The 12,854-nt window shown below is 54.2% G+C and carries 10 protein-coding genes; 2 read left to right on the forward strand and 8 right to left on the reverse strand.

The window, feature by feature from the left end:
- The 5 genes from HMPREF9697_RS10665 to HMPREF9697_RS10685 all read right to left on the reverse strand — a co-directional run bounded on the left by HMPREF9697_RS10665 (position 1) and on the right by HMPREF9697_RS10685 (position 6,711).
- Positions 1 to 2,238 carry a TonB-dependent receptor gene (locus tag HMPREF9697_RS10665; RefSeq protein WP_244597945.1) on the reverse strand — a complete coding sequence of 746 codons (2,238 nt, stop codon included), beginning with the start codon at positions 2,236 to 2,238 and terminating at the stop codon, positions 1 to 3.
- Between the two features lie 342 nt (positions 2,239 to 2,580).
- Positions 2,581 to 3,621 (reverse strand): Bug family tripartite tricarboxylate transporter substrate binding protein, encoded by a 1,041-nt coding sequence (locus HMPREF9697_RS10670; protein ID WP_002717220.1) that lies wholly within the window; start codon positions 3,619 to 3,621, stop codon positions 2,581 to 2,583.
- A gap of 50 nt (positions 3,622 to 3,671) precedes the next feature.
- Entirely contained in the window at positions 3,672 to 5,186 is a 1,515-nt protein-coding gene (locus HMPREF9697_RS10675) for a tripartite tricarboxylate transporter permease (RefSeq protein ID WP_002717221.1), read from the reverse strand.
- 29 nt (positions 5,187 to 5,215) lie between these two features.
- Positions 5,216 to 5,698, reverse strand: coding sequence for a tripartite tricarboxylate transporter TctB family protein (locus tag HMPREF9697_RS10680; protein ID WP_002717222.1), 483 nt, complete (start codon positions 5,696 to 5,698; stop codon positions 5,216 to 5,218).
- A 236-nt stretch (positions 5,699 to 5,934) separates the two neighbouring features.
- The gene (locus HMPREF9697_RS10685) at positions 5,935 to 6,711 is read right to left on the reverse strand and encodes an aldolase (RefSeq protein WP_002717223.1); all 777 of its coding nucleotides are present in this window, start codon (positions 6,709 to 6,711) and stop codon (positions 5,935 to 5,937) included.
- A gap of 203 nt (positions 6,712 to 6,914) precedes the next feature.
- On the opposite strand from HMPREF9697_RS10685, the gene HMPREF9697_RS10690 reads away from it, so the two are divergent.
- A complete protein-coding gene (locus tag HMPREF9697_RS10690; protein ID WP_002717224.1) occupies positions 6,915 to 7,517 on the forward strand; it encodes a helix-turn-helix domain-containing protein in 603 nt (200 codons plus the stop codon).
- Between the two features lie 206 nt (positions 7,518 to 7,723).
- On the opposite strand, the gene HMPREF9697_RS10695 is transcribed toward HMPREF9697_RS10690, so the two are convergent.
- The 3 genes from HMPREF9697_RS10695 to HMPREF9697_RS10705 form a co-directional block, all read right to left on the reverse strand.
- Positions 7,724 to 9,103, reverse strand: coding sequence for an MFS transporter (locus HMPREF9697_RS10695; protein WP_002717225.1), 1,380 nt, complete (start codon positions 9,101 to 9,103; stop codon positions 7,724 to 7,726).
- 586 nt (positions 9,104 to 9,689) lie between these two features.
- Complete coding sequence (locus HMPREF9697_RS10700) at positions 9,690 to 10,838, reverse strand: Rieske 2Fe-2S domain-containing protein (protein WP_002717226.1); 1,149 nt, start codon at positions 10,836 to 10,838, stop codon at positions 9,690 to 9,692.
- 33 nt (positions 10,839 to 10,871) lie between these two features.
- Positions 10,872 to 11,867, reverse strand: a complete 996-nt coding sequence (locus HMPREF9697_RS10705) for a PDR/VanB family oxidoreductase (RefSeq protein ID WP_081602532.1) — start codon at positions 11,865 to 11,867, stop codon at positions 10,872 to 10,874.
- An 83-nt stretch (positions 11,868 to 11,950) separates the two neighbouring features.
- On the opposite strand from HMPREF9697_RS10705, the gene HMPREF9697_RS10710 reads away from it, so the two are divergent.
- Positions 11,951 to 12,847, forward strand: coding sequence for a LysR family transcriptional regulator (locus HMPREF9697_RS10710; RefSeq protein ID WP_169333031.1), 897 nt, complete (start codon positions 11,951 to 11,953; stop codon positions 12,845 to 12,847).
- The last annotated feature ends 7 nt before the right edge of the window (positions 12,848 to 12,854 follow it).

Genomic DNA, 12,854 nt, shown 5'->3' on the forward strand with positions numbered 1-12,854 from the left:
TCAGAAATTAAAGGTTGTCGATGCGAGATAGGTTCTCGGCGCACCGAGATAGAGGTAGCCGCTGGTGTTCGCTGCCTGCCAGTAATTCTTGTCGAGAAGGTTCTCGACCTGAAAGCGCACGACCACAGGCTTCTTGTTCCACGGGGATACAAAGGTATAGCGCGCGCCGACATCATAACGCGCCCAGTCCGAAACGAGCTGCACGTTCGCCTGATCCGCATAGAAGCTGCCGGTATGAATCGCGCGTCCGGTCAGCGTCAGACCGGGCACGAAAGGCACGTCCCATTCGCCGCCAAGATTCAACTGCGTGTGGGAGACGCCGAAGGTACGATAGCCATCGTACTTTCCGCCCTGCGTTTTCTCCTGACGCGCATCGATGTACATGACGCCGCCGAGCAACCGGACACCCGGAGTCACCTCGCCGAACACATTAAGCTCAAGGCCGCGATTACGACTCTCGCCTGCCTGCGTCAGTGTATTGGTGGTTGTATCAACGACCTGTAGCGGCTTCGTAATGTCGAAAGCGCTGAAGGTCGTGGAGATCCGCCCCCAATCGACCTTGATGCCGGTCTCGTATTGCCGAGTCCGATAGGGTGGCAACACCTCACCCACATTGGTATAGGGAGGGGTCCCACCGCTGACCACGGTGCCGGCTTCGAGGCCCTCGATGTAGTTCGCATAGAGCGACACATTTTCCAGTGGCTTCACCACCAATGCATAGGCCGGAGTCGTCGCGGAGGAATCGTAGCCGCCGGTTTTCAACCCCGTCGTCGCACTGAACGAGCCGCTCTCGACAAACTGCCGGCGCACGCCGACAGTGAACTGAATGCGCTTGTCCCACGTCGAAATCGTATCGGCGATGCCAAAGCTCGACAGATTCGAATCCGATATCTTCGGAGGAGCACCCACCCAGAGCGAGGGCGCCGGGCTTGGTCGCGGATTGTAGATATTCGATGTGAAGGCGGTTCCAGTGGTATTGAGGATGCCGGTCTCACCTTCCGACCGTGTAGCATTGAAGTTGATCGCGTGGTTGAACGGTCCGGTATCCACCGTGGCACGGAATCCGGCCTGAGCAGCAGTCTGGTCGCGATACTGCCTGTTCAGTCGTGACGAGCCATCGAACTCACCGTTGATAGTCTTCAGCTTGATATCGGAATAGAGATATTGAGTCGTGCCGCTGACCACGCCTGCCTGCGCATAGGCGGTCAGATTCTCGGTAATATCGATCTCGCCTTGCACGAGACCGAACTTGCCTTCACCACGCCAATAACCCCAGCTTGGGTTGAAGTACGAACGCGCGTCTGGCGGAGCCGGCACGGCCGTAAAATTCGCTGGCAGCGTGACGAAGCGCGTCATCGCGTCGGTGTTGTTATTCTCATATCCGAAATCGGCCGACAGACGGACACGTTCGCCGCGATAATCGAGACCAAGCGACGCCGTCCCAAGCTCCTGACTCTGGTAGGCGAGATCAGTGTCGCCATTGCGATAACTGCCGTTGAAACGAACACCGAACTCGTTGGATTCGCCGTACCGGCGGCCAACGTCAAGATGGGTCCCGAATTGCGAGCGCGACGCATAAGTATTGGTGATCTGCGTAATCGGATCGTCAGTCGCACGCTTGGTCACGAGATTGACGCTGCCGCCGACGCCACCACCCGGCGGCATACCGTTCAACAGCGCACCCGGCCCCTTCAGCACCTCGACCCGCTCAATCGCTGAAAGCGACGAGAACGAGAAAGCCGATGCGATGCCGTACAATCCGTTGATGCCGTAAGCCGAACTCGGCACATCGAAACCGCGGATCGATATGAAGTCGAAGCCGTAAGCACGCGGCACGCTGGGGCGAACAGATGGATCATTGGCGAGCACGTCGTCGAGCTTGCGAGCCTGCTGATCCTGAATGGTCTTCGCCGTATAGCTCGTCTGGTTGAACGGCGTATCCATTATGCTGCGGTTACCGAGCAAGCCGACCTGGCTGCCAGAAGCGACCTGCCCGCCTGCGTAGGCTGGCGGCAACCCACCGATCATCCCGGTCGGTGGCGTCTTTGGTGCATGACGCTCGACAGCACGCGGAGGGGCTGCGCGCGGCGCGCGTGCGACACTTTGGCGCGGCTTCGCACGACGAACAGCGCGTGGAGCCGGCGCATGAACCTGCACCGCGGGCAATTCCTGCGCCGTCTGCGCGCGGGCCGTGTCTCCGCCGTCAAATAGCAAAGCGAGCGCACATGCTCCAGTCATAAGAGTTTTCTTGTGAAGTGTAGTCTCGCACGCCATTGAAACCAGTCGCCCCAAAATCCCCGCCGAATATCGGCCAGCGATGTCGAGGCCTACAGGAAGTTACGGTGCGGTCACAATGCGGCGCACTTAGATTCTATCTAATGATCCGAAATCGGAAACGGCTGGCATGATCTCAATTGCTCGCGGCATCGCGTGAACTCTCTACGGAGCTCTGACGCGTAAATCCGTTGCAATAAATCAATCGCCACAGGATCAAATCCTGTGGCGATGTCCTTCGTTCAATGACCGCCGTCCCGGCAATACAGCAGCCTCAGTGTGGCCGCCGATGAAGGAGGCTTGGTATTATTTTGCAGCAGTACCCTGTGCGAGAAAGTCTGCTTTCCTCATAATTTCCTTATGACGATGCTCGTCTTGCTCCAGAAATTTGGTGAACTCGTCCCCAACCAGAAAGCTGTCCTTATACGCGCCCTTGGCCACGAATTCTTTCCATTCCGGCTTTTCCCGAACCTGGCGCAACAGATTGACATAATACTCACGCTGGTCGGCGGTAACGCCTTTCGGCATCAGAATGCCGCGAAGCATCAGGTATTCCGCGTCGATCCCGGATTCCTTGCAAGTCGGGATATCATTCCACGACTCCGTTTTCGTGACTTTTTCCTTGAACGGCATGCGTTGGGTGTCAAACACGCAAAGAGGCCGGACCTCCCCGGCGCGCCAATGCGCGATATGTTCGATCGGATTGTTTACATCCGAATCAATGTGCCCCCCAACCAGCTGGGTCGAGATTTCGCCACCGCCCTTGTATGGAATGAAAGTGAATTTCGTGCCGGTCGCATGCTCGATCACCGCGGTAACGATTTCATCCTCCCGCTTGGATCCTGCTCCGCCCATCTTGAAATTGCCCGGACTGGCTTTAACAGCCGCAATATACTCCTGCGCAGTTTTATAAGGTGATTGCGCGTTGACCCACAGAACAAATTCGTCGAGCGCCATCAGCGCAACAGGCGTCGTATCGCGCCAATTGAAGTCCAGGTTTGTGGAGAGTGGAACCGAATAGAGGTTTGACAGCACGATAGCAATCTTGTGCGCATCACCGGTGCTGTTCTTGATATCTAAGAAGCCTTGGCCGCCGCCACCGCCATTTTGAATGACGACGATGATCGGCTGTTTGCTGAGTCGATATTTGGAAACAATGCCCTGGATAAGGCGAGCCATCTGATCGGCTCCGCCGCCAGCGCCGCCGGTGACAACAAAGGTAATCGACTTCGTAGGCTCCCACGCAGCTTGAGCCGCACTGGTGAATGCAAGCATGGCACCCACACACAGCCACCGAAGTAGGGATGTACGATTTGGCATCAACCAGCGCGTGATTTTAGGCGTCATGACTCCCCTCCAGTTTCCAAGTGCTTTCCGAACCATCGTCGAGAGAATAACTAAGGCACAGCTTGCCCTAGCTTTGGCGACATCACCTTGCGGCAAAGCGAAACGATCACCGGCCAGAAAAGAAGAACAATCGCCAGAAGTGTGATCGTTCCGACCAGCCCGTTCGACCAGAAGATTGCAAGATTTCCTTTGGATGCCAGCATGGTCTGCCGAAAGGCATCTTCGGCTTTGTCACCCAGCACCAACGCAAGCACGAGCGGAGCCAACGGAAATCCAAGTTTCTTGAACAGATACCCTACGGCTCCGAACCCGAGCATGAACCACACATCCAGTATCGAGTTGTGCACCGAATAGGCGCCGATCGCGCACAAGATGATGATGATGGGAGCAATGATAGGGAACGGAACGCGCAAGATCGCAGCGAATAGCGGCACTGTCGAAAGAACGATGATCAGCCCGACGATATTTCCAAGATACATGCTGGCGATCAGTCCCCACACAAAATCCTTGTGCTCGACAAACAGCAACGGCCCCGGCTCCAAGCCCCAAATCATCAAACCGCCAAGCAACACCGCCGCTGTAGCCGATCCCGGAATTCCCAAAGCCAGCATCGGCAACAACGCACTGGTTCCTGAAGCATGCGCCGCGGTTTCGGGTGCGAGAACTCCCTCTATTTCTCCCGTTCCAAATTTTTCTCGGTTGGATGAGAATTTCTGAGCGATCCCATAACCCATGAAAGATGCAGCGGTGGCGCCGCCAGGCGTGACACCCATCCAGCATCCGATCAATGAACTGCGAAAGAGTGTGGCCCAGTATTTCGGCAGCTTTGCCCAGGTCTGAAAAACGACCTTGGGACTCAAATTCGCACTCTTGCCTTTGAACGCCAGCCCCTCCTCTATCGTCACAAGAATCTCGCCAATACCGAACAATCCAATAACAGCGATAAGGAAGTCGACGCCCTGCATTAAACCTGTCCAACCAAAAGTCAGACGCATCTGCCCACTCATGGTGTCCATTCCAATCACAGCCAGAGCGAAGCCCAGCATCATTGAAACAATCGATTTCAGCGGGGACTCCTGCCCCATGCCGATGAAGCTGCAGAATGTCAGAAGATAGACGGCAAAGAATTCCGGCGGACCGAATCGAAGGGCAAACTTCGCAACAAGCGGCGCCAGAAATGTAATGAGCAACACACCGACCAGCGCCCCTAAGAACGACCCACTGAACGACGCGGTCAGCGCTTCGCCGGCCCGGCCTTGCTGCGCCAGCGGATAACCATCAAAGGTCGTCGCAACAGATGACGGCTCTCCAGGAATATTAAAAAGAATTGATGTGATTGCCCCTCCGAAGAGTGCGCCCCAATATATGCAGGACAACATCACAATTGCCGATGTCGGCTCCATGGTGAAAGTGAGTGGCAACAGGATCGCCACACCGTTCGGCCCTCCGAGACCCGGCAACACACCGACCACGATACCCAGCAAGATGCCCAGGAACATCAAGGCTATGTTGTATGAGGTCAGAACCACGGTGAACCCGTGAAGTAGCGGCAAGATGTGATCCAACTCACTCACCCTCGGTTTGTGTTGAGGATTCAGTATCCGAACAGCGCCTCCAAAGGCCCTTTCGGCAGAGGCACCAAGAACTCGAACTCAAACAGCCAAAACAGGACAATCACTGTCACGCTGCTTACTGCGATGGTCATGAGCCAGTTGAACTTCCCCGCCAGACGCATAAACCCCGCAATAAACACGGCCGAAGACACATAGATTCCGAGAAAAACGATTCCCAAGATGTAAGCCGCAGTCGGAATAAAAACCGCGAGAACCAGCTTGAATCGACACCATTCAACAAAGGGAGCTCGTGCTTCAGAAGTATTGTTCAGCAGGGATTGAACTGCGATTCCTACGCTCGCCAGCGATATGATCGCTCCGATTCTGAACGGGAAGTATCCCGATCCAGGGCTGTCCTTAACCCACCCGATACCCAGGTGATAACTCTCGGTCATCACGGCCACGCCAACCAGGAATATGAGAACAGCCACAACGAAATCGATTGTTCGGTACGAGACTCCCATCTCCACTACCCTCCGCTTTTCGTATCGAGCGCTGACGATAAGACCGTACCCCAGACTTCAGAAACCAGCGGCCCGTGCAAAGCTCGACTTAAGCTCCGAGCCCGCAGACCAGCGCACCACTCGATGTCGATATCGCCAAAGAACAGCATGATCCGACACCATCATCTTTCCTATTCTCTGACGGACTTATCGAACGATACGCAGCTGTAAAAACTCGCGCCCGGAGTCGCGAGCGCCTAGATCACACTGGCGTCGCGGGAGAGAATGCGGCGCGAGTAGTAGGCAAATGTTGCGGCGATCGCCTTGGGCTTGAGCCGATAATCGTGTGCCTCCTGTGCCAAGGCAGGATCGACCGGCAAAATAGTGCCCGCCGACATGGCGAGGAGTTGAAGTTTCGCCGCCCGCTCGATGAACATCGCGAGAATGGCAGCTTCCTCGACAGTTTCGCAGGCTGCAAGTTGTCCGTGGTGAGCAAGAAGAATCGCTCTCTTGTTACCCAGGGCGTCGGAAATAATGCGCCCTTCTTCATCGCCGATCGGCGTACCAGGCCATTCTCGCAGCCAGGCGCAGTCTTCATGAAACAAGGTTGTATCCATGTGCGATACCGCGAGCGGGACACCGATCATGGATAGCGCTGACACATGCGGTGCATGTGTATGCATGATCGCCTTGACGTGCGGCCGAGCGCGATAAACCCAGAGGTGAAAGCGGTTGGAAGGGTTCGGCATCCCGTCGCCCTCAAGCACGTTCAGGTCATCGTCGACCAGCAAGAGGTTCTCAGCCGTGATCTCGTCAAAGCCAAGACCGAAGCGGAGCATATAGTACGTGCCCGGCTTTGCCCCGCGCGCAGTTGCCTGGCCGGCCAAGCCCGAGTCGTGGCCCTCGGATGCCAGGATACGGCAGGCGAGCGCAAGCTTCTGACGAATGGTCCACTCGGGAACCACGAAATGCTTATTCATGCGTTCAGTCGTCTGCCGGTGGTAGTCCTCTTTGTCTCTGATTTTGACTTCCATCACAGATCCTCCCTTTTGCATGCAATTATGGGTCGAGTGGATCGTATATGACACAATGTGTCAAGCATGACATTTGATCATTCCACGGCACACTTTTTGTTCAATTGCCTTACTGCGTTGCACAAGCTATCGATGCGCCGGTAATTATGATTATATTCCGCCAAGACGAGTCGAATTTGCATCAGCCTCCGAGGAACCCCTGCATGGCCAAAGCGCCAGCTAAAGCCGCGCGGACAGCGAAGAAAACCCCTGCGACTAATGCCGTTTCTTTGGCTGAGCGCATGTCCTTCCTGCGTAAGCAGCGCAGCATCACGCTCGAAGCGCTCGCCGAGAAATCCGGTTTGACCAAAAGCTATTTATCCAAGGTTGAACGAGGCATGTCGGTGCCGTCGATATCGACGGCAATGAAAATCGCCGAGAGTCTCGACCTGTCAGTCGGACAGCTACTGGGAGAAATTCAATACGAGGGGGCCATATCCGTGGTTCGGCATAAAGAGCGACTCTCTTTCATGCGCGGCGGAAGCGGCTCCGGTTACAATTATGAGATGCTTGCGCCAGGAAAGCAGTTCAAGACGATGGAGCCGTTCATCATGCGGCCCCCGCTCAAATTTGAGAATGACAGACGCTTCAATCATTCAGGGCAGGAAATTATTTTCGTTCTCTCCGGGCGGATGGAAGTCGAATATGGCGGCTCGCTCTATGAATTGGCGAAAGGCGATTGCGCTTATTTTGATGCCCATGTGCCGCACCGCTCGCGTTCTATCGGGAAAATTGCAGAGGCCCTCGTAATCGTCAAAGCGACTTAAACTGTTTACCGCGGGCTCGGCTGCGGAAGCCCGTCACCGCATCAACGGGCCAAAAGGCGACATCACTTGAGCACGCGCAGAATATAACGCGACGTTGTTCGGGCCAGAATCAATATTTCAGAGCCGATAAGCCTTACTCCAGGGCTTATCGGCTCTGCTGTATTACTGGTTAGCTTCAGGCTGAACCGCACCAGTGGTCCATTTCTCTACATAACCAGTCCAGGCGAAGGTGCGACCGAGACGCCAACCTCTGCTGTCTTTTCACTTGGCTCAGATTCAGCAGAGTTGAAATTCCTTCGATATGTATCGGGAAGGAATATCGCAGAGATCACGGCGATCGAAGCAAGCGTAGCAAGATAGATACTTACAGCCAGGATAGTCCCATACTGATGAAACAGATAGGTGGCGACAAGAGGCGCCGGCCCACCAGCCGTGATTGAAGAGAGTTGATACCCGAGTGACGAGCCACTGTACCTCACCTCGGGTGGGAACGCCTCCGCGATGAAAGCCGGCTGCGGTCCATAGGAGATATCGTGGACGACAATCGACATCACGATTGCGAGCACAATAATAACCGAGTTGCCGGAATTCAGCATCGCATAGTAGGGAAATGCAAAGACACCGAGAGTCACTGCACCGATAATATAGAGCGATCTACGTCCGATGACATCAGAGAGATACCCGAACGTCGGAACGCTGATCAATGAGACCGCACACGCGAGCAGAAGTGCATTGAACAGAAAATCTCTCGAGATATGCAGCGTACCTACGCCATACGACAGCACAAAGGTCGAAAACAGATAAAATGCTGCGTGTTGGCCAGAACGAATTCCGCATACGAGGAGTATCTCACGCCAGTACTTCTTGATCGCAACCGAGACCGGCGCTTTCTTGACCGTCCCCTTACGCTCCATGTCCTTGAACGCTGGTGTTTCGTGGATCCCGATGCGGATATAGAAACCAACTCCGATCAGGATGATGCTGAACAGAAATGGAATACGCCAACCGATGGTTTCGAACCACTCGTTCGTACCAAAGCGGCTAACGGCCGAGAGCACCAGCAACGCCAGGAGAAGCCCCAACGGCGATCCAAACTGCGGCCAGCTGCCCGCCAGTCCGCGTTTTTTGTCGAGGGACTTCCACTCTGTGGCTACAGCTACAGCTCCGCCCCATTCTCCTCCGACGCCGAAACCCTGAAGCAAGCGCAGAATCGTGAGCGCGACCGCCCCCCAAATTCCGATCTTGTCATAGGTTGGCACGAGACCAACCAGAACCGTACTAACACCCATCAATAGCAGCGTTGAAACAAGTGTTGCTTTACGGCCTATCCGATCGCCAAAATGACCGAAAAAGGCGGCACCGATCGGACGAATGACAAATCCTAGGAAGAACGTCGATAACGACAGAAGGGTCGCCGAATAAGGATCAGCTTGAGGAAAGAAAAGCTTTCCAAGAACAGTCGCGGCAACCAAACCGTAGATATAGAAATCATACCACTCAATCATTGAGCCGACAGTTGACGCAATTACTGCTCGACGAGCATGCTGTTGCGTATCGATATCGATTCCTTTCTCTATCACTTTCATTGCTTCCCTCCCTATTTTTCCCATTCTGATTTTTGAATTATGGACCGATTACGAGAGAACTGATCGTGAGTTGGATCGCGCCTTTCTTGTTCTTAGACCGTAGATGTTCTTCTATTTATCAGTAAAACTTGCCCCGCTTTTTTCTGACCGCTAGTCGATCCCTCACCAAGGTACTGGCCGTGCAATGACCGAAATCTGCAGGCAGGAATGCTCATTCTTTCCTCTGAGCGAAAACTTAGCGACGGCCGCCTAGATGTGATTCAAGGTTGATCCTCCCCATAGACGAAATGCACGGACCAGTACGCTCCCCCTGAAACGCGCCTATCGAAGTAAACGGACGAGCGCTCTGCTTGCCTGCTCCGGAGTTTCCTTGGATCGCAAGCACCGCATCGCAACTGATCAGCGACAGACAACATCTCACGTCATCTGCGCCGGGCAGGCCTTCAATTCCGCAACATGTGCACCGGAGTTGATCTACAACGAGTCCGCGCAAGGACCCGCTGCAAATCAGGAAAAACTCAAGGATCCCGACACGCGCGAAAGGCTCGTCACGGCTCACATGGGAGCGTCGGGATCGCCTCATCGTTTACTCCGCGGCTACGCTGTGAGTTTCTCCCTCCTGCTCGCGGATTAGATCCTGGAAAATCACTCTTGCCCGCCGGATGGCGAGGTCCGGCTTCAGGAAGACCTCCTGATAGCCGTCGTCGGGGTATGTGAACATTTGCTGCTGCTCAGTTAGGGCGAACTTGTCCTCCTCCACGACATTCGGGAACATTTCCGCGATCTGGGATGCAGTCTGCTTCTTTGGATCCTTCTTCGACATATGATGCGCGGGCACATTGATAAGCGCCCACCACAAATGCCGATTTTCATTGATCGGCGTGTGCGTGTGAACGAGAACGTAGCCACGCTCCTTGCTGTTCAAATCCAAGGATCCAGGAAATTCCCGCTTACTGTCACGCGCCGAAAGCTCGCCAACCGGCGCATTACGCATAACAACCCGCGTAACGCCAGGGCTCATCATGCAATGAGTATGATGCCTATCGACGACGTCGTAGTGGAACCAGTCAACAAGGTAAGGCGGCTGCTTATAGTCAGTTACCTTGCGAATGGTCATCGCATAGCGATTACCGTCCTCCTCGCCCTCCTCAAGATCAACCGGAATACGGCTATTCTCGATATCACCGATATTCCCATCGTGCAGTGGATAGAAATGAGTGATGTCTAGAAGATTTTCGATCAGCAAAAGATAATTTGCTGGAATCTCCATCGGACCGATGATTTCAGTTTTCCAATCCTCAGATCCAACTTCCGGAAGCCGCGGCGGCTTGCGGGTGCCGGAAAGTGCCGGATTACCAGGCCACAACCAAATCAAGCCATCCTGCTCTACTATCGGATATGGACGGACGATCGCCTGCGGAGAAATCGGGCCTGTCGGGTGTGATGGAATCATCACACACTTGCCTGTCATGTCGTATCTTAAGCCGTGATAAGCACATTCAAGAGTGCCATCCTGCATCAAGCGTCCCTTCGACAGGGGAAACCGCTTATGCGCGCACCTATCATCGTAAGCAACGACCTGGCCGTGCTTGGTGCGCCAGGCAACAATGGGCTTTTTAGCTACAACGTGACCCGTAAGCTTTTCTGCGGGAAAATCGGCGGCGGTGCCGATCATGTACCAGCAATTCTCGACGCAGGCATAAGTTGCAAGCGCCCGACTGTCGTTGTTACTCATTATGCTTCCTCCAGTGTCCTGATCTATTTTTGACTAAAGATCGAGCGTGAGTGACGCACTCTTGGCGCGTGCGCAGCAAACCATCAGATACTTTTCACGTTCTGAGGCACTGAGCACGCAATCGCGATGCTCGGGCGTGCCATCGACGTATCGCGTAATGCACGTCCCGCAGAAGCCTTCGCGACAATCGGTCTCGATGGTGTAACCACGTCCGCGCAGCACATCGACTATCGTTTCTGTTTCAGAAACGTCGAGCACCTCACCCGTTCTACGGATGACAACCTTGAATGGATGATTTTCCTGCTCGCCATCGATTTCAGGAGCTGAAAAATGCTCAAAATGTACAGCATGCGGAGGCCACGCACCCAGATGCCTTTTTACTTCCGCCATAAATCCCGGAGGGCCGCAGAAGTAGAGATGCATTCCCGGAGAGTAGTTCGTCACAAGCTCCTTGATGTCCAATCCCTGCGCAGGATTGCCATTATCATGATGAATCCGGACGGCATTCATACGTGGCGCAAGTTCGCCAAGAAACGCAGTGTTTTGAGGAGTTCGCGTGCAATAGTGCAGGATGTATTCGGCACCTCTCGCTTCGAGCTCAGGGATCATCGACATCATTGGAGTGACGCCAATCCCGCCCGCCAACATCAGATGAAGGCTGGTCTCCTGACCCGCGAGGGCGAAATGATTGCGAGGACCTGAGATCTCAAGCAGGTCACCTTCTTTAAACTTGTGCATTGCGCGCGAGCCACCGCGGCCGGCTTCATCCAACAGAATCGCAATGCGAAACTTTCCTTGTTCGCTCGGAGCATTGGACAGGGAATACTGACGAACGATGTCTCCGCCAAGGTGAACATCGATGTGTGCACCTGCGGTAAACGGCGGAAGTTGTTCGCCATCTAGCGCGACAAGCTCGAACGAACGAATTCCAATCGCTTCGTCTTTGACCCTTCTGACCCGCACAAAATACTTCGTTCGCGCCGACCGAGTTTCAGAAGACTGACTGATATCTACGTGAGCGTTCATCATTCGAAAACGATACGAACTAGACTAATTCAAAACAAACAAGTAATCTTGACGTCACCGCTTCATCTTTTTTGAAGATCGCGCATTTGAACATCCGGCAGCTGGAAACATTCTTCTGGAGTGCAAAGCTCGGAAGCTTCGTCGCGGCTTCCGAGCGCTTGAGGGCGACACAGTCCACCGTATCAATGCGGATTCAGGAACTTGAGCGCGTTCTCGGTGTCGCTCTGTTCGAACGAAATCAACGCAGCCTGCGCTTAACCGCGAAAGGCCGCGCGCTCCTTCCTCTCGCCGAACAATACATACAACTCGAAACGGAAATTCGTACGACTATCGCCGCCCCGGAAAATATATCGGGAGTGCTGCGCATCGGCGTTGTAGAGGTCATTTCGATGACGTGGCTATCACGTCTGATTAAGGCGATGCGCGAAGCCTATCCAAAGGTTAGTATCGAGATGGACGATGGCCTTACCCTTACTTTAATCGATCAGTTGCGCAGCGGATCTCTCGATCTCGTTCTGGCTCCAGGCCGCCCGGTTGAGAGCATATTTAGATCGAAGCATCTCGGGGTATTAGATTTTTGCTGGATGGCAAGCCCTTCACTATCGCTACCTACCAATCCAATTACGCCACGAGACATCCTCGCTTGGCCAATTATCACGCTGTCTCAGCAATCCTATCACCATAGATCGATTGACGAATGGTTTCAGTCTCAGGAAATCGCCTTCAAGCGGTTCGACACATTTAAGAGCCTCAACGTGGCCGCATCTCTTGCGACCGCAGGAATGGGAATTACGCTTCTTCCCGAGCGTTGTTATAGTAAGCAGCTCGAGAAAGGCACATTAAGAATTGTCAAAACTCAGCCGCCAATGCCGCGTGTTCCATTTAGTGCCATCACGTTGATCGACGGCACGCAGCCACTGGCAGAGATCGCAGCAGCAATGGCTGCGGAAATCAGCGACTTCGATAAGGAAGGAATCTCCTAGAGGATTT

Source organism: Afipia felis ATCC 53690 (assembly GCF_000314735.2).
In the GTDB taxonomy this organism is placed as follows: Bacteria; Pseudomonadota; Alphaproteobacteria; order Rhizobiales; family Xanthobacteraceae; genus Afipia; species Afipia felis.

Bases quoted from the DNA above. Each gene is read 5' to 3' on its own strand.
- HMPREF9697_RS10665 (WP_244597945.1), bottom strand. From the start codon at position 2,238: ATGACTGGAGCATGTGCGCTCGCTTTGCTATTTGACGGCGGAGACACG.
- HMPREF9697_RS10670 (WP_002717220.1), bottom strand. From the start codon at position 3,621: ATGACGCCTAAAATCACGCGCTGGTTGATGCCAAATCGTACATCCCTA.
- HMPREF9697_RS10700 (WP_002717226.1), bottom strand. From the start codon at position 10,838: ATGAGTAACAACGACAGTCGGGCGCTTGCAACTTATGCCTGCGTCGAG.
- HMPREF9697_RS10705 (WP_081602532.1), bottom strand. From the start codon at position 11,867: ATGATGAACGCTCACGTAGATATCAGTCAGTCTTCTGAAACTCGGTCG.
- HMPREF9697_RS10695 (WP_002717225.1), bottom strand. From the start codon at position 9,103: ATGAAAGTGATAGAGAAAGGAATCGATATCGATACGCAACAGCATGCT.
- HMPREF9697_RS10680 (WP_002717222.1), bottom strand. From the start codon at position 5,698: ATGGGAGTCTCGTACCGAACAATCGATTTCGTTGTGGCTGTTCTCATA.
- HMPREF9697_RS10685 (WP_002717223.1), bottom strand. From the start codon at position 6,711: ATGGAAGTCAAAATCAGAGACAAAGAGGACTACCACCGGCAGACGACT.
- HMPREF9697_RS10690 (WP_002717224.1), top strand. From the start codon at position 6,915: ATGGCCAAAGCGCCAGCTAAAGCCGCGCGGACAGCGAAGAAAACCCCT.